The following is a 21,716-nucleotide window of genomic DNA, read 5'->3' as shown; positions in this document are numbered from 1 at the left end:
TCACCATATGCCACCTCCTCATCCTCACAGATTAGAAGGTGTTGCGTTGACCGGTTGAACCCGCCGGGGCTATCAGGACAGTTGTTGCCGTCCGTGAACCCAGAATTCTCAGTTTCCCGCCCGTAGCGCTACGGAACTTGTTCAATCCGTCGAGGACACTGTCCAGTCCGCTCAATATCGGGCCTATGTTGGTAAGAAGCTCTTCGCCCGCCGCGGTCAGCGACACGCTACGGGTGGTTCGTGTGAGCAGTCTCACGCCGAGCTTCTCTTCCAGACCCCTCAGGGTTTGGCTGAAGCTGGGTAGCGACACCCCCAGTGCGGCGGCGGCCCTGGTAAAGTTCAATTGCCGAGCGGCCTCCGCGAAGGCGATGAGCTCCCGCAGTTCTGGCTTGTGCATTTGTCCTCCTCGCTGGGGCCTGCCGTCGATTGACGGTTCGGTAAGTGCTCAAACTTCAAGTTCCTGACCGGCGCGGCGTCGCGGCCGAAGCTCTGCCAAGGCCGCTTCGGAATAGCAAGGTTGAGCATCACATTGTTTGGCGGGCCCAAAGAGCCCATTCCGTAATCGATAATTCTACCTGTTCATACGTTCAGTTACCTCCTGTTGCGAGACGAAGGCGTTCAGGCAACTCCGGGTCGGCGCCTAACCGCAACCAAGGAGCTTCCTATGAAGACGAAATTGCTGGTTTCCGCTGCGATGATAAGTCAGGCACTCAATCTTGCGCCAGCGTTCGCCCAGGATCGCACATGGCAGATGGGAACGCCGATGCCTGAGCCTCAGAGCGAGAATTCCAGCGCTGTGGTTGGCAATCAGTGGTTCGTCATTGGCGGCATCGACGTGCCGGAGGTTATGCCCGTCGGCACGGTCGTGATGTATGACGAAAATACGAAGGCCTGGTCGAAGAGAGCGGCAATGCCTGAGCCGGCCCATCATACTGCAACTGTAGCTTACGACGGCAAAGTGTACGTGTTCGGTGGTTTCGTCGGAGAGCCGGGCACCAAAGAATGGCAACCGACCGCTGATGCTTTTGTCTACGATCCGAAGACCGACGGCTGGTCCAGGCTTCCACCTATGCCAACTGCCCGCGGAGCGGCAGCGGCTGTGGTGCTCGACGGAAAAATCTACGTCGTCGGCGGCGCACATGCCCATGAGCATGGCCGTGACATGAAGGAGCCCCTTTGGGCCGACGTTCCCAACATCGTCGGCAGGACTGTCGAGGTCTACGACCCCGCATCCAACACTTGGACAAGCCGGGCTCCCATGCAGACCGGCCGCAATCACTTTCTCGCCGCTGCTGTCGGTGGAAAAATTTATGCGATTGACGGTAGAATTGGTCTGCCCTTCGTGACCAAGAGCGACGTCACCGATCTGGTCGAGGAGTACGATCCCAAATCCGATTCCTGGACCTACAAGGGCCGTTCCCCCACGCCGCGGGGCGGGGTGTCGGGCAGTGCCTATGGTGGAAAGATCTATGTGACGGGTGGCGAATACCAGGACCCGGCGGGCAAGCGCACATTCTGGGCCTTCGAGGCCTACGATCCCGCAACCGACACGTGGCAGACCCTACCGCATATGCAGATTGCCCGCCACGGCTTCGTAGCCGGTTTCATTGGCAACGAGTTCCATGTCGCCGGTGGCTCCTTCCAGTCCGACGGCATGCCTGGGATCAATGCTCAGATGAACACCCACGAGTTCTACACCGTGCCCAAGTAGTTCAATTCAATGCCGATCCCGATCGATATGCGGGCTTTAGGTCGATGCTGTTCACCGCCCCCTCGCGAGGCTCCCTAGAATCCCGCGTACGATCGCCCGCCCGACCGACGACCCCACCGAGCGCACCACCGATTTGATCGCGGCTTCCGCCACGGTCTGGCGGTTGGAAGGCCGTGGCGCCGGCGCGCGCCGGCCGCCTGACTGCGGCGCGGGATCGTCATTGCCGAAGCCGGGAATGGTCCAGCGCGAGCGGCCGCTGTCGGCCTGCTGCGCCTGTTCTTCCGCCTCCTGCGCGTCCTTGGCCTTCTTCTGCAGCATCTCGAAGGCCGATTCGCGATCGACGGTGTGGTCGTACTGGCCAGAGACCGGGCTCTCGCCAATCAGCTGGCGGCGCTCGTCCGGCGTGATCGGGCCAAGCCGGGACGATGGTGGCCGGACCAGCGTCCGTTGCACCATGGACGGCACGCCCTTGGTTTCCAGCGTCGAGACCAGCGCCTCGCCGGTGCCGAGCTGGGTGATCGCCGTGGCGCAGTCGAAGTCGGGATTGGGCCGGAATGTATCGGCGGCGGTCCTGACCGCTTTCTGCTCGCGCGGCGTATAGGCGCGCAGCGCGTGCTGGACGCGGTTGCCGAGCTGGGCGAGCACGGTTTCGGGAATATCAAGCGGGTTCTGGGTGACGAAATAGACACCGACGCCCTTCGAGCGGATCAGGCGGACCACCTGCTCGACCCGGTCGACCAGCACCTTCGGCGCGTCTTCGAACAGGAGATGTGCCTCGTCGAAGAAGAAGACCAGCTTCGGCCTCTCGGGATCGCCGACTTCGGGCAGTTCCTCGAACAGTTCCGACATCAGCCAGAGCAGGAAGGTGGCGTAGAGCCTGGGGTTCATCATCAGCTTGTCGGCGGCCAGCACGCTGATGGCGCCGCGGCCGTCGCGTGTGGTGCGCATGATGTCGGCGATGTGCAGCGCCGGCTCGCCGAAGAAGTTCGCCGCCCCCTGCTGCTCCAGCACCAGAAGCGTGCGCTGGATGGCACCGACCGACGGCTTGGTTACATTGCCGTAGCGCGAGCCGATCTCGTCGGCGCGCTCGGCGATGTTGGCAAGCAGCGCCTGCAGGTCCTTCAGGTCGAGCAGCAGCAGGCCGTCCTCGTCGGCGATGCGGAAGGCGATGTTCATGATGCCCTCCTGCGCCTCGGAAAGGTTCATCAGCCGCGACAAGAGCAGCGGCCCCATTTCCGAGATGGTGGCGCGGATCGGGTGGCCCTGCTCGCCGAACAGGTCCCAGAAGATGACCGGGAATTCCTGGAAGTTGTAGGGATCGAGCTTGATCTGCTCGGCCCGCTTGACGAGGAAATCCTGCGCCGTGCCCATCATGGCGATGCCGGACAGGTCGCCCTTGATATCGGCGCAGAACACCGGCACACCGGCATTGGAAAAGCCTTCGGCCAGGATTTGCAGGCTGACCGTCTTGCCGGTACCGGTGGCACCGGTGATCAGGCCATGGCGATTGCCGTATTGCAGCAGAAGCTGCTCGGCGCGCTGATAGCTGTCGTCGGGCTTGCGGCTGGCGCCGATGAAAATGCTCTTGTCGTCAGCCATATGTCCGGTCTCCGCAAACTGATCCGTCGAAAATGTCAGGCTCATCCGGGGTATAGTAACGCTATCGCGCAGCGGCAATGGCCACCATTGAAATTGGCCTTTCGAAACTTGCGGATTATGCGCATGTTTGGCAATCGGTTAGCTATCCCCGGGAACCGGCGGAACGGATGCCGCATTGTGATATCCAACCGGGGACCTTAGACTGGGCTCCCGGCTGATGCAGCCGAGAAAACGGGGAATGCAATGGGCGCCGGCGCCTTGACCATGGATGTCGACCTTCCGAACGTTGAGCGCCAGCGCTGGCTGGCCCTGGCGGAAAAGGCGCTTGCCGGCGGATCCTTCGAGGAAAAGCTCGTTTCCCACACCGATGACGGCATCCGCATCGAGCCGCTCTACGAGCGTTCGGTCACGGCCGAGCCCTTGGTGCGGGCAAACCCCAAATCGGCATGGATCGTCAGCCAGCGCATCGACGATCCGGATATCGGCCGCGCCAAGGCGCAGGCACTGGACGATGTCGCACAGGGCGCGACCGGGCTGTCCCTGGTTTTCGAAGGCGCGCCGAACGCTTTTGGCTACGGCCTGCCGAGGACGGCCGAAGCGCTGGAAACGGTTTTGGATGGCGTGCCGCTCAACCGCGTCCAGATCCGCATCGATGCCCATCCCTGGAGCCGCGCCGTGGCCGACTGGCTGGTGGCGTTCCTCGGCAAGCGGCGTTCCGACCCGGCCAAGCTCAACCTGTCCTTCGGCATCGATCCAGCAGCGATCTTCGCCGGCACCGGCCGGCTGCGCATGTCGATCGAGGCCCTGCAGGCGTCGATGCCGCAATCGCTGGCACATTTCTTTTCGATGGGCGTGCCGGGCGTGCTGCTCGAGGCGGACGGGCGCGTCTTTCACAATGCCGGTGCCACCGAGGCGCAAGAACTCGGCACGATGCTGGCTTCGGCGGTCTCCTATCTCAGGATGTTCGAGCAGGCGCGCCAGCCGCTGGTCTATGCCGCACCCCATATCGGCTTCGCGCTCAGCGTCGACCAGGACCAGTTCCTGTCGATGGCCAAGGTCCGCGCCTTGCGCCGGCTGTGGGCACGGATCCAGGAAGCCTGCTCGATCCCGGCCTCGACAGCCAGCATCCATGCCGAGACGTCCTATCGCATGATGACCGCGGCCGACCCGGAGACGAACATATTGCGCACTGCGATCGCCGGTTTTGCCGCGGCCGCCGGGGGCGCCGATTCGATCTCCGTCCTGCCGCATACGATCGCGCATGGACTGCCGGCCGGCTTTGCCCGTCGCGTCGCCCGCAACACGCAGCTGATCATGGCCAATGAAAGCCATGTCGACCATGTCGCCGATCCGGCCAGCGGTTCGGGCGCCGTCGAAGCGCTGACCGCCGATCTATGCGCGGCCGCCTGGGAGGAATTCCAGCGGATCGAGGCGGAGGGTGGCGTGCTGGTCAGCCTGCAGCAGGGATACATCCAGAACCGCGTCCAGACCGCGTCCGCTAAGCGCAACGCCGAGTACCGATCGGGAGAACGCGCGATCGTCGGCACGACGCTTTTCCGGTCCGGCACCGAGCGTCCGGTCGAGACGCTGCCGGCTGAGCGGCGGCCAGCCCTGACCGAGGGCGTGGCAGTGTGTGAGCCGCTGTTTCCGGTCCGCATCGATCAGTCGATCGGAGCCGGATCATGATCCCGGATTTCAGCCAGATCGGCTGGTCGGCGCCACGGCGCATGCCGGCCGAGGTCAAGGGCCAACGGCTGACGCCGGAAGGCATTGCGGTCAAGCATCTCTACGGCCAGGGCGACCTCACAGGTGTCCCGCATCTCGACACCTATCCCGGCCTGCCACCCTTCGTGCGCGGCCCCTACCCAACCATGTATGTCCAGCAGCCGTGGACGATCCGGCAATATGCCGGTTTCTCGACCGCCGAGGAATCGAACGCCTTCTATCGGCGCAATCTTGCCGCCGGCCAGAAAGGCCTTTCGGTCGCTTTCGACCTCGCCACCCATCGCGGCTATGACAGCGACCATCCGCGCGTTGCCGGCGATGTCGGCATGGCGGGCGTCGCCATCGATTCCATCCTCGACATGCGCCAGCTGTTCGACGGCATACCGCTCAACGAAATGACGGTGTCGATGACCATGAACGGCGCGGTGCTGCCTATCATGGCGCTTTACATAGTGGCGGCGGAAGAACAGGGCGTTGCGCCGAAGGATCTCGCGGGAACCATTCAGAACGACATTCTGAAAGAGTTCATGGTGCGCAACACCTACATCTATCCGCCGAAACCCTCGATGCGGATCGTGTCGGATATTTTCTCCTACACGTCTCAGCATATGCCGAAGTTCAATTCGATCTCGATCTCCGGCTACCACATGCAGGAGGCGGGAGCGACCGCCGACCTCGAGCTCGCCTACACGATTGCCGACGGCATCGAGTATGCCCGTGCCGGCGTCGCCGCCGGCCTCGACATCGACCGCTTCGCGCCACGGCTTTCTTTCTTCTGGGCCGTCGGCATGGACTTCTTCATGGAGGTCGCCAAGCTCAGGGCCGCGCGGCTTTTGTGGTCGAACCTGATGAAGAAGAGTTTTGCGCCGAAGGACGAGCGATCGCTGTCGCTGCGCACCCATTGCCAGACGTCGGGCTGGTCGCTGACGGCGCAGGACCCCTACAACAACATCACCCGCACCATGGTCGAGGCGATGGCGGCCACGCAGGGCCATACCCAGTCGCTGCACACCAACTCCTTCGACGAGGCGATGGCGCTGCCGACCGACCATTCGGCGCGCATCGCCCGCAACACGCAGCTCATCCTGCAGAAGGAATCGGGCACGACGCGCATCGTCGATCCGTGGGGCGGCTCGGCCTTTGTCGAACGGCTGACGCATGATCTGGCGGCGCGCGCGCTTGCCCATATCGAGGAGGTCGAGAGCCTTGGCGGCATGGCCGCCGCGATCGAGAAAGGCATCCCAAAACTGCGCATCGAGGAGGCCGCCGCCCGCACCCAGGCGCGCATAGACTCCGGCGAGCAGACCCTGGTCGGCGTCAACGCACATCGCCCGGAGAAAGATATCGAGGTCGATGTACTGAAGATCGACAATGCCGAGGTCCGGGCCCGGCAATTGTCGAAGCTGCAACGCCTGAAGGGCACGCGCGATGTCGGCGCGGTCGAGAGCGCGCTGGATGCACTCACCCGCGCGGCGGAGAGCGGCGAAAACCTGCTTGAATTCGCCATACGCGCCGCGCGCGTCAATGCCACGGTCGGCGAGATCTCGCTGGCGCTGGAAAAAGTGTTCGGCCGCCATGTCGCGTCGGTGCAGACGATCTCCGGCGTCTATCGCAACGCGCTCGGCGACAATCCCGTGGTCGATCGGCTGCAGGACAAAATCGCGGCCTTCGAGGCGAAATCGGGCGCCAAGCCGCGTATCCTGGTCGCCAAGATGGGCCAGGACGGTCATGACCGTGGCCAGAAGGTCATCGCCACCGCCTTCGCCGATCTCGGCTTCGACGTCACGGTCGGGCCGATGTTCCAGACGCCGGAAGAGATCGCCAGGCTCGCGGTTCAGCATGACGTGCATATCATCGGCGCCTCGTCGCTGGCGGCTGGCCACCTGACGCTCATTCCCGAACTCAAGGGCGCGCTGAAGAAGCTCGGCCGCGCAGACATGCTGATCGTCGCCGGCGGCGTCATCCCGCCGCAGGATTACGATGCGGTGCTCAAAGCGGGTGCGGCGGAAATCTTCCCGCCGGGTACCGTCATCCCGGAAGCGGCGGACCGGCTGATGGATCGGCTGCTGGCGGGGTAGCTTGTTATAATTCCCGTTGTAACATCCGGCGTGTTGCGTTATAATCGATGTTGAAACAGGACATTTCAACATGAACACCACCATTCGCAAGATCGGCAATTCCGACGGCTTGATCCTGCCCAAAGAGCTTCTTGAGCAGCTGAATCTGAAGACGGGCGATAAGGTGGCTGTCGTTCGGGAGGGCGAGGAGCTCCGGCTGCGCCGCCTTGAGGACTCTGCCGAGGAATTCGAGCGCAAGATGAAGATCGCGCGTGAGCGGATGAAGAAATACGAGGTTGCCTACCGCGCGCTGGCGAAATGATCGAGCATCATTCGCGGGAATTCGTTGAAGCGATGCATGCAGAACAGTTACGCCTTCACGGCGGGGCGCCGGGTATCCGCGACGAAGGCATGCTGGAATCAGCGCTCGCCAGACCGCAGCAGAAAGAGGCCTACGGCGAGCCCGATCTTTGCGAATTGGCGGCCGCCTATCTTTTCGGCATCGCCAAGAACCATCCGTTCGTTGACGGCAACAAACGCACGGCTTTTGCGGCAGCCGACTTGTTTCTCTACTTCAACGGATTGAGCTTAGAAGCTGAGCAGGCGGATATCATCCAGTTGGTTATGATGGTCGCAGCCAGCGAAATCGATGAAGCCGGCGCGACAGCGTTCTTCCGCGATCATGTCGCCAAGCTTGAAGACTAGCTGTCCGAGAGCTTGACGATTTCCCATTCCTTGCCGTTGACGCTTGCCACGTCGCCGACCTTCTTGCCGAACAGCGCTACGGCCATCGGCGAGACATGGGAAATCGAACCCTTGGCCGGGTCGGCCTCATCTTCGCCGACGATCTTCCAGTGCACCTTCCTGCCGTCATCGCCTTCGAGTGTGACGCCCATGCCGAAACGAACCAGGTCGCTGCCCGGCTCCGGCACGGACAGTTCGGCGCTTTCGCGCCTGGCGGTCCAGTAGCGCAGGTCGCGCGACACCAGCGCGATGCGCTCGCGGTCGGCCCTTTTCTCGGCCTTCGCCAGTTCATCGCGCAATTCGGCCAATTCAGAGTCGATCAGCGCGAGACCACGCTCCGTCACCAGGTTGCGGTGTTGGCTGACCGGCCGCTCGCCGATGCCGGCGATGGCGTTTTCGCTGTCTTCCTCGCGGGTGAAGGCCCTGCTCATAAACCAAACTTAGGCGTGTAACGGTGACTTCACAAGCCATTGCCTGCGTTCCGGCCAGGTCGGTCCGGCCTGGCACGTTTCCTGCGATGTGAGCGGCAAACGCCAGGAATCTGTGCCGATGTTGAACAGACGTACGCTTCTTACGGGAACCGCCGGCTTTGCGGTCATCGGGCTTGCGCTGGGCAAGGCCTCGGCAAGAGTCCTGCCTGGCATCGAAAAGGCCTCGATGCGCGGCTCGATCGATGCCACCGAGCTTGGCGTGCAGCCCGGCGCGGTCGACGACCAGAGCAAGGCTTTTGCCAAACTGCTGCGCGACGCCACCGAGCGCGACATGCCGGTGTTCCTGCCGCCGGGTACCTATGTCGTGTCGAATCTGACGCTTCCAGCCCGTGTCAGGCTCTCCGGCGTGCCGGGCGCAACGCGGATCGTCTATGGCGGCAACGGCCATCTGATGATGGCCGAGCAGGCCGAGCATATCGAGCTCAGCGGGCTGGTGTTCGACGGCGCCAACCGCTGGATGGCCGACTATGCGCAAGGGCTGCTCGACCTGCGCCGCGTCGCCCACCTAGTGATCGACAATTGCCAGGTCACCGGCAGCGGCAAGAACGGGCTCGCGCTGGAACACGCTATGGGCCGCATCGAGCGTTCGGACATTTCGGGCGCGGCGGACGCCGGCATCTATTCGGTCGAGGCCGGCGGCCTGGAGATATCGGGCAACACCGTGTCCGATTGCGGCAATGGCGGTATCCTCGTGCATCGCTGGCAGCAGGCGGAGGACGGCACCATCGTCACCGGCAACCGCGTCCAGCGCATCCAGGCGCGCAGCGGCGGCACCGGCCAGAACGGCAATGGCATCAACACCTTCCGCGCCGGCAATGTCGCCATTTCGGGCAACATCGTCTCGGACTGCGCCTTCTCGGCGATCCGCGCCAACAGTTCGAGCAACCTGCAGGTCACCGGCAACACCTGCTCGCGGTCCGGGGAAACCGCGCTCTATTCCGAATTCTCCTTTGAAGGCGCGATCATCGGCAACAACATCATCGATGGCGCGGCCAACGGCATCTCGATCGTCAATTTCAACGAAGGCGGCCGCCTGGGAGTGTGCTCGAACAACATCGTGCGTAACCTCTCGACGACGGGCCCCTACCCCGCCGATGCCCCCGGCTTCGGCGTCGGCATCAGCGTCGAGGCCGACACCACCGTCTCTGGCAATGTCGTCGAGAACGCACCGCTCTACGGTATGCAGATCGGCTGGGGGTCGTATCTGCGCAATGTCGTGGCGACCGGAAACATCATCCGCAAGGCCGGAACCGGCATCGTCGTGTCAGTGGTCGAAGGCGCCGGAACGGCAGTCATTTCGGACAACGTCATCGACGGCGCGAAAAACGGCGCCATCATCGGCCAGCGCTGGGCGGAACCGGCGACGGGTGACCTCGCCTCACTGGGCAATGCCGGCTATGCGCATCTGACCGTCGAGCGCAACCACGTCAGCTGAGCGCCGCGGTCGGTCGGAGCGAACCCACCTTGGCGCCGATGCGGCTTTCGATCGCCGGATTGGCTTGTTCGATCAGCTTTACCGTCAGCGCCTCATCGGCGCGCAGCAGCTTCGCCAGCACGGCAGCGGTCATGGCTTCGGCGGCACGGCCGGCGCCGTCGTCGCATTTGAGCGCAATGCCCAGGCCCAGTTCGGGAACTGCCGCACAGTAGACGCCTTCGGCGCCGGTCTTGACGAAAATGCGGCCGGGCGCGGCCTGCATCAACGCGACGTCGGCCGTGCCGGTGCCGGCGACGAGAAAAGGCTCGGCCATGCAGGCGGAAAACAGCCGCTTCGCCGCCTTGGCGCGCACAGGTTCGAGGCCCGCACCCGTCGCCATGCGGGCAAAGCCCAGCGCAAAGTTTTTCAGCGGCACGGCATAGGTCGGGATCGAGCAGCCGTCTGTGCCGCAATGATCGACATCATGGGCGGCGCCCGTCACCGCCTGCATGGCGTCGCGGACCAACGCCTGGAAGGCATGGCCCGCCTTGACGTAGCCGCGATGCGCAATGCCGGTGTGCACGCAGGTGCAGAGGAAGCCGGCATGCTTGCCGGAGCAGTTGTTATGCAGCGGATTCGGCACGCCGCCGGTGCGCGCCAGCGCCACTGTCGCGTCATGATCCATCGGCCAGTGCGCGCCGCATTCGAGTGCGGTCCGGTCAAGGCCGGCCTTGGCAAGCATCGCGTCGGCCAGTTCGGCATGTGCTGGCTGGCCGGAATGCGAGGCGCAGGCGAGCGCCAGTTCCCGGTCGCCGAATCCGTAAGCATCGGCCGCACCGCTTTCGACCAGCGGCAGAGCCTGGATCGCCTTGACCGCCGAGCGCGGAAACACCGGGCGCGCCGTGTCGCCGAGTTCCCAGACGGGCTTGCCGTCGGCATCGAACACGGCGACCGCACCGCGATGGCCGCTCTCGACCACCGCGCCGCGCAAAACCTCGACCAGAACCGGATTTGTCATGAAATCACCCGCGAAATGCGGGCCGCTTCTACCTGATCCGGTCGAGAATGGAAACGTAGTTGGCGACCGCGGCACCGCCCATATTGAAAATGCCGCCGAGCTTGGCGCCCGGCACCTGGATGCCGCCGGCCTCGCCGACAAGCTGCATGGCGGTCAACACATGCATCGACACGCCGGTAGCACCGATCGGATGGCCCTTGGCCTTAAGCCCACCGGAAGGGTTGACCGGCAGCCGGCCGTCCTTTGCCGTCGTGCCGTCCAGGGCCAGTTTCGCACCCTCGCCCGGCTTGGCCAGACCCATCGCCTCATATTCTATCAGCTCGGCGATGGTGAAGCAGTCATGCGTCTCGACGAAGGAGAGGTCGTCCAGGGTCACGCCGGCCTTTTTCAGCGCCTGGTTCCAGGCCTGCTCACAACCTTCGAAGGCGAGGATGTCGCGCTTCGACATTGGCAGGAAATCCTGCACATGCTCGTTGGCGCGGAAGGCGACCGCGCGGCGCATCTTGAGCGCCGTCGAAGTGTCGGCCAGCACAAGAGCGGCCGCACCGTCGGAAACCAGCGAACAGTCGGTGCGCTTCAGTGGGCCGGCGACGAAGGGGTTCTTCTCGCTCTCCTGGCGGCAGAACTCAAAGCCGAAATCCTTGCGCATCTGCGCATAGGGATTGTCGACGCCGTTCTTGTGGTTCTTGGCGGCAATCATCGCGAGTGCGTCCGACTGGTCGCCATAGCGCTGGAAATAGGCCTGCGCGATCTTGCCGAACACGCCGGCGAAGCCGGCCGGCGTCTCGCCGTCCTCCGGCAGGTAGGATGCCTTGAGCAGGTTCTTGCCGATCTCGGGACCGGGCGTCGTCGTCATCTGCTCGGCGCCGACCACCAGCACCACGCGGGCGGCATTGGCGTCGATGGCGCGAATGCCTTGCCGGACCGCCGCCGAGCCGGTGGCGCAGGCGTTCTCGACCCGGGTCGCCGGCTTGAAGCGCAGCCGGTCGTCGGCCTGCAGCACCAGGCTTGCGGTGAAATCCTGGGCGGAAAAGCCGGCGTTGAAATGGCCGAGCACGATCTCGTCGACATCGTCCGGGCCGATGCCGGCATGGTCGAGCGCGTCCGTTGCCACTTTTACGATCAGGCCCTCCAGCGTCTCGCCTTCGAGCTTGCCGAAGCGCGAATGCGCCCAGCCGACGATGCATGCGGTCATGGCGGTCTCCATCCTCGGCGCCAGCCTAGCACGTAAGGCAACGGCGCGCTGTTTGAGCATTGTTCAAGCATGAACCATTTCTGTCGATCCGTGAAGGGCCGGAACCGAACAATCGCTTGGTGCAGCGCACACGCTCTGTCAATTTTTTGTTGATTGACGGGTCAATAAAAAATAATCATGCCGGTAAGAGCCGGGAACAAGAATGCCGAAAGTCGGAATGGAGCCATTGCGCCGCAAGGCGCTCATCGACGCGACGATCTCGGCGATCGGCGAGCGCGGCTCTCTTGACGTGACCATGTCAGAAATCGCCGGTCGGGCCGGCGTGTCGTCGGCACTTGCCCATCACTATTTCGGCGCCAAGGACGAGCTTTTGCTGGCGACCATGCGGCACATACTGGCCGAACTGACCGCCGACACTTTGCGCGCCCTGGGTTCGGCCAAAACCTCACGCGAGCGTGTTTCGGCGGTGGTCGCGGTCAACTTCTCCGATCTCCAGTTCCAGCCGGAAACGATCGCCGCCTGGCTCGCCTTCTATGTCGAGGCTCAGAAATCGGCCGCACTTCGCCGGCTGCTCAAGGTCTATGCGCGGCGGCTGCATTCCAACCTGTTGAGCGGGCTGACCGGCATCCTGCCGCGCACCGAAGCCGACCGCGTCGCGGAGGCGACAGCGGCGCTGATCGACGGGCTCTACATCAGGCGCGCGTTGAAGGACGGCGTGCCCGATGCCGCGACGGCGATCGCACTGGTCGAGGACTATCTCGAAACGAAACTCAGCGGCCGGAGCGCGCAGTGAATCGACCCAATTTCCTCATCGTCATGGTCGATCAGCTCAACGGGACCTTGTTCCCGGACGGACCGGCCGACTTCCTGCATGTGCCGCATCTGAAGGCGCTTGCCGCCCGCTCGGCGCGCTTTGCCAACAACTACACGGCCTCGCCGCTCTGCGCGCCGGGCCGCGCCTCGTTCATGAGCGGGCAATTGCCATCGCGTACCGGGGTCTATGACAATGCCGCCGAATTCGCGTCTTCCATCCCGACCTTCGCGCATCATCTGCGTGCCGCCGGCTACTACACCTGCCTGTCCGGCAAGATGCATTTCGTCGGACCGGATCAGTTGCACGGTTTCGAGGAGCGGCTGACCACCGACATCTATCCAGCGGATTTCGGCTGGACGCCGGATTACCGCAAGCCCGGCGAGCGCATCGACTGGTGGTATCACAATATGGGTTCAGTGACCGGCGCCGGCGTCGCCGAGACCACCAACCAGATGGAATATGACGACGAGGTCGTGTTCCTGGCCACGCAGAAGCTCTACCAGCTCTCGCGCGAGCAGGATAATGCCACCCATCGACCCTGGTGCCTCACCGTTTCGCTGTCGCACCCGCACGACCCTTACGTTGCGCGCAAGCAGTACTGGGATCTCTACGAACATTGCCAGGCGCTCGACCCTGAAACCGGGTTCATCGCGCATGACGAGCAGGACGCGCATTCGCAGCGGCTCTATCATGCCTCCGACTACCCCACCTTCGACATTACCCGCGAGCAGGTGCGCCGTTCGCGGCGCGGCTATTTCGCCAACATCTCCTATGTCGACGACAAGCTCGGCGAGTTGCTGGACGTCCTCAAGCGCACGCGCATGCTCGACGACACCGTCATCCTGTTCTGCTCGGACCATGGCGACATGCTCGGCGAGCGCGGCCTGTGGTTCAAGATGAGCTTCTTCGAAGGCTCGGTGCGGGTGCCGCTGATGATAGCCGGCCAGGGTGTGCCGGCCGGTCTGGTCGAGGCGCCGGTTTCCAATCTCGATGTGACGCCGACGCTTTGCGACCTCGCCGGCATCGACATCGGCGCAATTGCGCCATGGACCGACGGCCAGTCGCTGCTGCCGCTCACCGAGGGCGGGCAGCGCACCGCGCCTGTGTTGATCGAGTATGCCGCCGAAGGTTCCTATGCGCCACTGGTCGCGATCCGCGACGGCCAATACAAATTCGTCCATTGCGAGCTCGACCCACCGCAATTGTTCGATCTCGAATCCGACCCGCTCGAGCGGGACAATCTGGCCGACGACCCGGCACGTGCGGCATTGGTGGCTGATTTCATGGGCAAGGTCCGGGCACGCTGGGACATGGCCGATTTCGACGCCGCCGTGCGCGAAAGCCAGGCGCGCCGCTGGGTCGTCTATCCGGCGCTGCGCAACGGCGCCTATTACCCCTGGGATTTCCAGCCGCTGCAAAAGGCCTCGGAGCGCTACATGCGCAACCACATGAACCTCGACAATCTCGAAGAGAGCAAAAGGTATCCGCGAGGCGAATGATGACAATTCTCGTCCCCTCCCTCGATCACCTCAAGCAGGCCTATGCTGTTACTTCGAAGGCGACGCAGATCACGCCGCTGCTGGAATCGGCCGCACTTGCCCGCGAGACGGGTGCTGCCCGCGTCTTCATCAAGCCGGAATCGCTGCAATGGGCCGGTTCCTTCAAGGTGCGCGGCGCCTATTGGCGGCTGAAGCGGCTTTCGCCTGACGAAGCGAGCAAAGGCGTTGTCGCCTATTCCTCGGGCAATTTCGCGCAAGGGCTGGCGGCTGCCGGCCAGGCGCTCGGTATTCCCGTCACCATCGTCATGCCGATCGATGCGCCGGCCGCCAAGCGCGACGCCACGGCAGGCTACGGCGCGTGCGTGGTGCTGACCGACCATGGTGAGCGGGCGCGTGAAGAGGTCGCCGCCGCCAAGGCGCGCGAGATCGCCGAGACGGAGAACCTCACGCTGCTGCATCCTTTCGACGATCCGGAAATCGTCGCCGGCCAGGCAGGCGCCGGGTTGGAAGCACTCGAGCAACTCGATGCCAAGGGTGCGAAGGCCGATCTGCTGTTCTGCTCGGTCGGCGGCGGCGGACTGATCGGCGGCGTGTCCCTCGCCTTCCACTATCTGTCGCCGGCGACAGAAATCATCGGCGTCGAGCCTGAGGGATTCAACGGCATGGGCTCGTCGCTGGCGCATGGCGCCATCGAGACGATGCCGATCGGACCGAAGTCGATCTGCGACGGGCTGATGTCGCGGCGGCCGGGTGACGCGCCGTTCGCGGCGGTCAAGACCGCTGGCGTTCGCGGCATCACCGTCGACGACGCGTCGGTGCGCAACGCAATGCGGATCGCCTTCGAGCGGATGAAGCTCGTGCTCGAACCGTCGGGCGCTGCGTCGCTCGCGGCGCTGCTTGGGGGCAAGGTGGATGTGGCGGACAGAACCGTCCTTGTGGTGGCTACCGGCGGCAATGTCTCGCTCGCCGATTTCATGGCGCATATGAACCATGCTTGAAGCAGATTTCGTCATCATCGGCTCCGGCTCGGCCGGCTCGGCCATGGCCTACCGGCTGTCGGAAGACGGCAAGCATTCGGTGATCGTCATCGAGTTTGGCGGCACCGATCTCGGGCCGCTGATCCAGATGCCGTCGGCACTGTCGATCCCGCTCAACATGAGCCTCTACGACTGGGGTTTTGCCAGCGAGCCTGAACCGCATCTCGGCGGCCGCGTGCTGGCGACGCCGCGCGGCAAGGTCATCGGCGGCTCGTCCTCGATCAACGGCATGGTCTATGTGCGCGGCCATGCGCGCGACTTCGACCATTGGGCCGAAGAGGGCGCGACCGGCTGGGGCTTCGCCGACGTGCTTCCCTACTTCAAGCGGATGGAGGATTCGGATGGCGGCGAGGACGGCTGGCGAGGCAAAAGCGGCCCGCTGCATGTGCAGCGCGGGCCGCGACGCAATCCGCTCTACGGCGCCTTCGTCGAGGCGGGCCGTCAGGCCGGTTTCGAGCTTACCGACGACTACAACGGCGCCAAGCAGGAAGGCTTCGGGCCGATGGAGCAGACGATAAGCGGCGGCCGCCGCTGGTCGGCGGCAAGCGCCTATCTGAAGCCGGCGCTCAGGCGAAAAAATGTTAGCCTGCTCAAGGGTTTCGCCCGGCGGGTGATCATCGAGAATCAGCGCGCCATCGGCGTCGAGATCGAAGCTCACAAACAGATTCAGGTCGTTAAGGCGCGACGTGAAGTGATCGTCGCCGCTTCCTCGATCAATTCGCCCAAGATCCTGATGCTGTCCGGCATCGGCCCGGGCGCGCATCTTCAGGAAAACGGTATACAGGTCGTGGCCGACAGGTCTGGCGTTGGCCGCAACCTGCAGGATCATATGGAGCTCTACATCCAGCAGGAATCGACCAAGCCGATCACGCTGAACTCAGTTCTCAATCCGTTCTCGAAGGCGCTGATCGGCGCGCAGTGGCTGTTCTTCAAGACCGGCCTCGGCGCGACCAATCATTTCGAAGCGGCCGCCTTCGTGCGCTCGCAGGCCGGTGTCGACTATCCTGATATCCAGTATCATTTCATCCCGGCGGCGGTGCGCTATGACGGCAAGGCGGCGGCGAAGTCGCACGGCTTCCAGGCGCATGTCGGACCGATGCGCTCGAAGTCGCGCGGCTCGGTGACGCTGCGCTCGCCGGACCCGAAATCGAAGCCGGTGATCCGCTTCAACTACATGTCGCATCCAGACGACTGGACCGAGTTCCGCCACTGCATCCGGCTGACGCGCGAGATCTTCGGCCAGCAGGCTTTTGACGGCTTCCGCGGCAAGGAGATTTCGCCCGGCAGCCATGTCCAATCGGACGAAGATCTCGACGCTTTCATCCGGGATCACGCCGAGAGCGCCTACCATCCTTGCGGCACCTGCAAGATGGGCCGCGCCGACGATCAAATGAGCGTCGTCGATCCGGAATGCCGCGTCATCGGCGTAGAGGGATTGCGTGTCGCCGATTCCTCGATCTTCCCGCGCGTCACCAACGGCAACCTCAATGCGCCGTCGATCATGACCGGCGAGAAGGCCGCCGACCACATCCTCGGCCGCACGCCACTGGCGCCGTCCAACCAGGAACCCTGGATCAATCCGCGCTGGCAGGTGTCGGACAGATAGAGCATTGTCGGGCGGACTGAACGATCCGCATGTAAAATTGGAGAACAGCCATGCGCGCCCAGCCAACGGCATCGCACTATGTCAACGGCCGCTACCTGGACGACGAGCGCGGTGCTGCGTTGCCGGTCATCTATCCGGCCACCGGCGAGACGATCGCGACATTGCATTCGGCGACGCCCAACGTGCTGGAGCTGGCGATCGAGGCCGCGCGGGCGGCACAGCCCGCCTGGGCACGTTTGAAGCCTGTCGAGCGCGGACGCATCCTGCGCCGCGCCGCCGACATTCTGCGCGCACGCAATGCCGATCTCGCCCGCATCGAGACTTTAGATACCGGCAAGGCGATCCAGGAGACGCTGGTGGCGGACGCGCCGTCGGCGGCCGACTGCCTGGAATATTTCGGCGGCGCGGTCGCCGCCTTCAATGGCGAGGCCATCGATCTCGGCGGACCCTTCGCCTACACCAGGCGCGAGGCGCTCGGCGTCTGCGTCGGCATCGGCGCCTGGAACTACCCGATCCAGATCGCCGGCTGGAAGTCTGCGCCGGCGCTCGCCATGGGTAACGCCATGGTGTTCAAGCCGTCGGAGAACACACCGCTGTCGGCGCTGGCACTGGCCGAGATCTACACCGAGGCCGGCCTGCCCGACGGGCTGTTCAACGTCGTGCAGGGCTATGGCGATGTCGGCGCCGGCCTCGTCGGCCATGATGTCGTCGCCAAGGTCTCGGTGACCGGCTCCGTGCCGACCGGCCGCAAGGTGCTGTCGCTCGCCGGCTCGAAGATGAAGCACGCCACCATGGAGCTCGGCGGCAAGTCGCCCTTGATCGTCTTCGACGACGCCGATCTCGAAAATGCCATCGGCGGCGCCATGCTCGGCAATTTCTATTCGACCGGCCAGATCTGCTCCAACGGCACGCGCGTCTTCGTGCAGAAGGGCATCCACGACCGCTTTGTCGACCGGCTGGTCGAACGGACCAAGAAGATCCGCATCGGCGACCCGCTCGACCCGGAAACGCAGATGGGACCGCTGGTCAACAAGGCGCAGCATGAAAAGGTCATCTCGTACATCGAGGCCGGCAAGCAGGATGGAGCGACGCTTGCCTGCGGCGGCAACGTGCCGTCGCTGCAAGGTTTCCAGGGCGGCTTCTTCGTCGAGCCGACTGTGTTCACCGGCGTCACCGACACGATGCGCATCGCCCGCGATGAGATTTTCGGGCCTGTCATGAGCGTGCTCAAATTCGACAGCGAGGACGAGGTGATCGACCGCGCCAACGACACCGAGTTCGGGCTTGCCGCCGGCGTCTTCACGCGCGACCTGCAGCGCGCCCATCGCGTCATCGCCGAATTGCAGGCCGGCACCTGCTGGATCAACGCCTACAATCTGACACCCGTGGAAATCCCCTTCGGCGGCTTCAAGCAGTCAGGTATCGGGCGGGAGAATTCGCTGGCGGCGCTGGCGCATTACTCGCAGCTGAAGGCGATTTATGTCGAGACTGGGGATGTGGCGAGCCCATATTGAGGTTGGCGATTGGCGAAAGCCAACATGACAGCCGATCTCCCCCTTGCGAGGGATGTCGGCAGCTTCAACCTCTCAGCTACCCTTCTCCGCCGTCCCATCCAGATACTGCGTCAGCGCGCAAACCAGATGATAAAAAATGCTGGCCGGCACGTCTGATGCGAGCGAACGGCCGCGCTCGTCGATGCGGTCGATCCAGAGACCGAGCGGCGCCGGGTCGATGTGCCAGCGGAACAGGCGGCCGACGCGCGCCTCGATCTCGGGCTTCAGGTCCGGCCCGCCTGCGCCATCCAGCGCGATCGCCGCCTTGACCGCCTCGGCCTGCGGCCAGCTGCGCGACACAAGGTCAAGCGGCAGGCCCTGCCTAGAGACGGCGCCGTAGGAGAGGCCGGTGGCGCGGTTGAGGCCATTGGCGATCGCCGAGGCATAGAGTTTTCGGGCAAAGCCGCTCAGCTCGGTCTGGCCGCTGCGGTCGGCGAAATCGACCAGCAGCGAGGCCCATTCGAAATGATGGCCAGGTTCGGTCCAGGCGCCCTTCTCGCCGGCCACCGGCTTCCAGCCGGCGTCGAAATATTCACCCAGCGTCCAGCTTTCCGGGTCGAAGAAATGGCTGCGGAAAAGGTCGATGATGCGTGCAGCGCGGCGCAGATACGCACGCTCGCCGGTCGCCTGATGCCAGGCGAGGAAGGCCTCGAGCAGATGCATATGCGGGTTGGAGCGTCGCTCGCCCTCGCCGCTCGAGGTTTCCAGGAAGCCGGTCATGCGCTCATCCTCGAGATGGGCATCGAGGAAGGCGAAGGTCTCCTCGCCGAGCAGCAAGGCATCGGGATTGCCCGACATATGGGCGTGCGCCAGTGCCAGCAGAACGCAGGAATGATCGTAGGCGTCCTCGGCGGAATCCGCGACCGAACCGTCGACATTCAGAGTGCGCACCCAGCCGCCGCTGTCGGTGCGGCCCTTGCCGGCCATGAAGTCGATGCCGTGGCTGATCAGTCGGTCGGCCGGGCCGGTCCAGCCGCGCGCCTTGGCGACGGCGAAGGCATAGACCTGCCTGGCCTGCGTACGCATGCGCTTCGGCTTTAGCAGCGGCGCGGCGTCGAAGCCGAGCGCCTCGTGGAAGCCGCCATGGCGCTCGTCGACACCTGATGTCGACCACAGCGGCAAGGTCTCCTCGAACAGCCAGTGACGAACACGCCGCCGCCAGGCGCCGCTTTCAATGACCCGGTCATGCGCCGGCGTGAAGCGGGTCTCCAGCCGGCCCGACTTTTCCAACTGTTCGACGATCTTCTTGACGTGCTGGCTGTGGCTGACCGGGGCGACGAAGGTGGCGTCTGCGGTCGAGACGATGGCGACGTCCTTCATGCCGATGGCCGACAGGAGCCGACCGTCGCTGCGGATGTAGGAGTTCTCGCAGTCGATGGCGACCACATCGCCGACGATGACATTGCCCTGGCCGTCGGAAGGACCGACATCGAGCAGCGACTGCCAGGAGCCAAGGTCGTTCCAGCGAAAGCCGGCCGGCACCATGGCGATGCCCGTCGCCCGCTCCATAATGGCATAGTCGATCGAGGTCGAGGGAATGGCCGCGTAGAGTTCCAGCGGCATGTAGAGGCCGGAGAGGTCCGATGTCGCCGCCTTGTAGGCCGTTTCTGTCGCCTGCCAGATTCTTGGCTCAAACGCCGCGAACGCATCGCGCATGGCGCCGGCGCGAAACAGGAAGATGCCGGTGTTCCAGTAAAAGTTTCCGGCCTCGAGATAACTCTGCGCGGTCGCGAGATCGGGCTTTTCGACGAAGCGCGACACGTCGCAGATGCCGGCCTTGTCGCCCGATACCTCGACATAGCCGTAGCCGGTCTCGGGCTGGCCGGGCTTGATGCCGAACACCACCAGCCGGCCGTCACTGGCCGCGGCGGCACCCGCCTCGATGCTCTCCCAGAATTGCCGCGTGGTGGAAATCTCATGATCGGACGGCACCACCAGCACCATGCTGTCGCCGAATTCCGACAGCGTGCGCAACGTAGCCAGCGCGACAGCGGCGGCGGTATTGCGGCCGGTCGGTTCGAACAGCGGGCCGCCGCCGGCGAGATCGAGGCCGGCGAGATCGGCATGAACACGCTCGGCGTGGCGCTCGGCGGCGATCAGGAAGATCGGCGTCTCGCCATCTGGCCTTGCCGTCAGCCGGCGCAAGGTCTTGGCCAGCATCGAGCCATCGCCGGAAAGGTCGTGGAACTGCTTCGGATTGTCCTCGCGCGACAGCGGCCAGAGCCGCGACCCGACGCCGCCGCTCATGACAAAACTGACGATCCGCTCGCTCATTCAGGTCTCGCGCTCAAGGTTGTGGCCGACTGCTTACTACACATGCCTTTAAGCTGTGTTTAGCCGATTGGAAATGCGCTCGGCCGCCAGCTCGATGAAAGCCTTGACCAGCGGTGAAAGGTGGCGGCTGCTCGGATAAAGGACATGCAGCCCGCCGGCCGGCGTCGTGTAATCTTTGAGAACACGCTTCATGCGCCCTTCGCTGATAAGCGCCTCGGCCATGCCGTGCGGCAATTGGGCGATACCGAAGCCCGCAAGCGTGGCCGCAACGACTGCCTGCATCTCGTTGGCGGCGAAGCGCCCGTCTACGGCGACCGTCACCTGACCGTCCGGCCCCTCCAGCACCCAATGAGCGCCAGCAGCCGAGGCCCCCGCGATGACACAGTCGTGGCCGACGAGATCCGTGGGTGCTTCCGGCACTCCGCGACGCGCGAGATAGTCCGGGCTGGCGCAGAGCAGCCTGCGAGTCGAGCCGAGCTTGCGGGCGATCAGCGTCGAATCCTGCAGTACGCCAGTGCGGAAAGCGAGGTCGATCCCGTCCTCGACCAGATTGAGCCTGTCGTCGGTCAAGCGGAGCTCGACCTTGGCCTTTGGATACATCGCCAGAAAGTCGACCACGGCGCCGGTGAGGAAATATCCCCCGAAGCCGACGGGCGCCGAAATGCGGATCGTGCCGGACGGCTCGGCCCTTGCTTCCGCGAGGCGCAGATTTGCTTCCTCGAGCGTCCGCAACGCCTGGCTGCTCTGCTCATAGTAGAGGCGCCCGGCGTCCGTCAGATTGAGGCTGCGTGTCGTGCGCTGCAGAAGACGGACGCCGACCTCGCGCTCGAGCGCGGCTATGCGCCGGCTGACCGTCGTCTTGGGCATCGCGAGCAGGCGCGCGGCAGCGGTGAAACTGCCGGCTTCGACGACGCGAGCGAACACGACGATATCGTTGAGATCGAGCATTGTATCCGAGTGTGGGACAAAGTTTTTCAAT

At 64.1% G+C, this 21,716-nt stretch carries 18 protein-coding genes; 11 read left to right on the top strand and 7 right to left on the bottom strand.

Annotated elements, in window-relative coordinates; translation table 11 throughout:
- Positions 1–31 precede the first annotated feature (31 nt).
- A complete protein-coding gene (locus DH08_RS34980; protein WP_246801223.1) occupies positions 32–397 on the bottom strand; it encodes a LysR family transcriptional regulator in 366 nt (121 codons plus the stop codon).
- A gap of 267 nt (positions 398–664) precedes the next feature.
- On the opposite strand from DH08_RS34980, the gene DH08_RS34975 reads away from it, so the two are divergent.
- Positions 665–1,711 carry a Kelch repeat-containing protein gene (locus DH08_RS34975; protein ID WP_192183741.1) on the top strand — a complete coding sequence of 349 codons (1,047 nt, stop codon included), beginning with the start codon at positions 665–667 and terminating at the stop codon, positions 1,709–1,711.
- Between the two features lie 51 nt (positions 1,712–1,762).
- Here the strand turns inward: DH08_RS34975 and DH08_RS34970 are convergent, their stop codons facing one another.
- Positions 1,763–3,310, bottom strand: a complete 1,548-nt coding sequence (locus DH08_RS34970) for a helicase HerA-like C-terminal domain-containing protein (protein ID WP_192183740.1) — start codon at positions 3,308–3,310, stop codon at positions 1,763–1,765.
- A gap of 243 nt (positions 3,311–3,553) precedes the next feature.
- Here DH08_RS34970 and DH08_RS34965 point away from each other — a divergent pair, with 243 nt between their 5' ends.
- The 4 genes from DH08_RS34965 to DH08_RS34950 all read left to right on the top strand — a co-directional run bounded on the left by DH08_RS34965 (position 3,554) and on the right by DH08_RS34950 (position 7,797).
- The gene (locus tag DH08_RS34965; protein WP_192183739.1) at positions 3,554–4,996 is read left to right on the top strand and encodes a methylmalonyl-CoA mutase subunit beta; all 1,443 of its coding nucleotides are present in this window, start codon (positions 3,554–3,556) and stop codon (positions 4,994–4,996) included.
- A complete protein-coding gene (gene scpA, locus DH08_RS34960) occupies positions 4,993–7,113 on the top strand; it encodes a methylmalonyl-CoA mutase (protein ID WP_192183738.1) in 2,121 nt (706 codons plus the stop codon). Before DH08_RS34965 ends, scpA begins: the two co-directional genes overlap by 4 nt.
- A 70-nt stretch (positions 7,114–7,183) precedes the next feature.
- Positions 7,184–7,414 (top strand): AbrB/MazE/SpoVT family DNA-binding domain-containing protein, encoded by a 231-nt coding sequence (locus DH08_RS34955; RefSeq protein WP_181062136.1) that lies wholly within the window; start codon positions 7,184–7,186, stop codon positions 7,412–7,414.
- The gene (locus tag DH08_RS34950; protein WP_192183737.1) at positions 7,411–7,797 is read left to right on the top strand and encodes a type II toxin-antitoxin system death-on-curing family toxin; all 387 of its coding nucleotides are present in this window, start codon (positions 7,411–7,413) and stop codon (positions 7,795–7,797) included. Before DH08_RS34955 ends, DH08_RS34950 begins: the two co-directional genes overlap by 4 nt.
- On the opposite strand, the gene greA is transcribed toward DH08_RS34950, so the two are convergent.
- Positions 7,794–8,267 carry a transcription elongation factor GreA gene (greA, locus tag DH08_RS34945; RefSeq protein ID WP_192183736.1) on the bottom strand — a complete coding sequence of 158 codons (474 nt, stop codon included), beginning with the start codon at positions 8,265–8,267 and terminating at the stop codon, positions 7,794–7,796. The two genes, DH08_RS34950 and greA, sit on opposite strands and share 4 nt — an antisense overlap.
- A 118-nt stretch (positions 8,268–8,385) precedes the next feature.
- On the opposite strand from greA, the gene DH08_RS34940 reads away from it, so the two are divergent.
- Positions 8,386–9,762 carry a TIGR03808 family TAT-translocated repetitive protein gene (locus tag DH08_RS34940; RefSeq protein WP_192183735.1) on the top strand — a complete coding sequence of 459 codons (1,377 nt, stop codon included), beginning with the start codon at positions 8,386–8,388 and terminating at the stop codon, positions 9,760–9,762.
- On the opposite strand, the gene DH08_RS34935 is transcribed toward DH08_RS34940, so the two are convergent.
- Together DH08_RS34935 and DH08_RS34930 are read right to left on the bottom strand one after the other, a co-directional pair.
- Positions 9,755–10,759, bottom strand: coding sequence for an asparaginase (locus DH08_RS34935; protein ID WP_192183734.1), 1,005 nt, complete (start codon positions 10,757–10,759; stop codon positions 9,755–9,757). The two genes, DH08_RS34940 and DH08_RS34935, sit on opposite strands and share 8 nt — an antisense overlap.
- A 28-nt stretch (positions 10,760–10,787) precedes the next feature.
- A complete protein-coding gene (locus DH08_RS34930) occupies positions 10,788–11,954 on the bottom strand; it encodes an acetyl-CoA acetyltransferase (RefSeq protein WP_192183733.1) in 1,167 nt (388 codons plus the stop codon).
- 202 nt (positions 11,955–12,156) lie between these two features.
- Between DH08_RS34930 and betI the strand changes: the two genes are divergently transcribed.
- Genes betI through betB form a run of 5 tightly spaced genes read left to right on the top strand, consistent with a single transcriptional unit; the run spans position 12,157 to position 18,424 of the window.
- The gene (gene betI / locus DH08_RS34925) at positions 12,157–12,747 is read left to right on the top strand and encodes a choline-binding transcriptional repressor BetI (protein WP_192183732.1); all 591 of its coding nucleotides are present in this window, start codon (positions 12,157–12,159) and stop codon (positions 12,745–12,747) included.
- Positions 12,744–14,267: a choline-sulfatase gene (betC, locus tag DH08_RS34920; RefSeq protein WP_192183731.1), complete on the top strand. Its 1,524-nt coding sequence runs from the start codon at positions 12,744–12,746 to the stop codon at positions 14,265–14,267. Before betI ends, betC begins: the two co-directional genes overlap by 4 nt.
- A complete protein-coding gene (locus tag DH08_RS34915) occupies positions 14,264–15,265 on the top strand; it encodes a threonine/serine dehydratase family protein (protein WP_192183730.1) in 1,002 nt (333 codons plus the stop codon). The genes betC and DH08_RS34915 overlap by 4 nt, the downstream gene beginning before the upstream one ends.
- A complete protein-coding gene (gene betA, locus DH08_RS34910; protein WP_192183729.1) occupies positions 15,258–16,910 on the top strand; it encodes a choline dehydrogenase in 1,653 nt (550 codons plus the stop codon). Before DH08_RS34915 ends, betA begins: the two co-directional genes overlap by 8 nt.
- 50 nt (positions 16,911–16,960) lie before the next feature.
- Entirely contained in the window at positions 16,961–18,424 is a 1,464-nt protein-coding gene (gene betB / locus DH08_RS34905) for a betaine-aldehyde dehydrogenase (RefSeq protein ID WP_192183728.1), read from the top strand.
- A 72-nt stretch (positions 18,425–18,496) separates the two neighbouring features.
- Here the strand turns inward: betB and DH08_RS34900 are convergent, their stop codons facing one another.
- Both DH08_RS34900 and DH08_RS34895 read right to left on the bottom strand, forming a co-directional pair.
- Positions 18,497–20,737, bottom strand: coding sequence for an AGE family epimerase/isomerase (locus tag DH08_RS34900; RefSeq protein WP_192183727.1), 2,241 nt, complete (start codon positions 20,735–20,737; stop codon positions 18,497–18,499).
- A gap of 48 nt (positions 20,738–20,785) precedes the next feature.
- A complete protein-coding gene (locus DH08_RS34895; RefSeq protein ID WP_192183726.1) occupies positions 20,786–21,685 on the bottom strand; it encodes a LysR family transcriptional regulator in 900 nt (299 codons plus the stop codon).
- Between the last annotated feature and the right edge of the window lie 31 nt (positions 21,686–21,716).

This window comes from Mesorhizobium amorphae (genome assembly GCF_014843845.1).
Taxonomy (GTDB): domain Bacteria; phylum Pseudomonadota; class Alphaproteobacteria; order Rhizobiales; family Rhizobiaceae; genus Mesorhizobium; species Mesorhizobium amorphae_A.
Note: the sequence above shows the minus strand (reverse complement) of the source record. Positions and strands in the feature narration are given on the sequence as shown.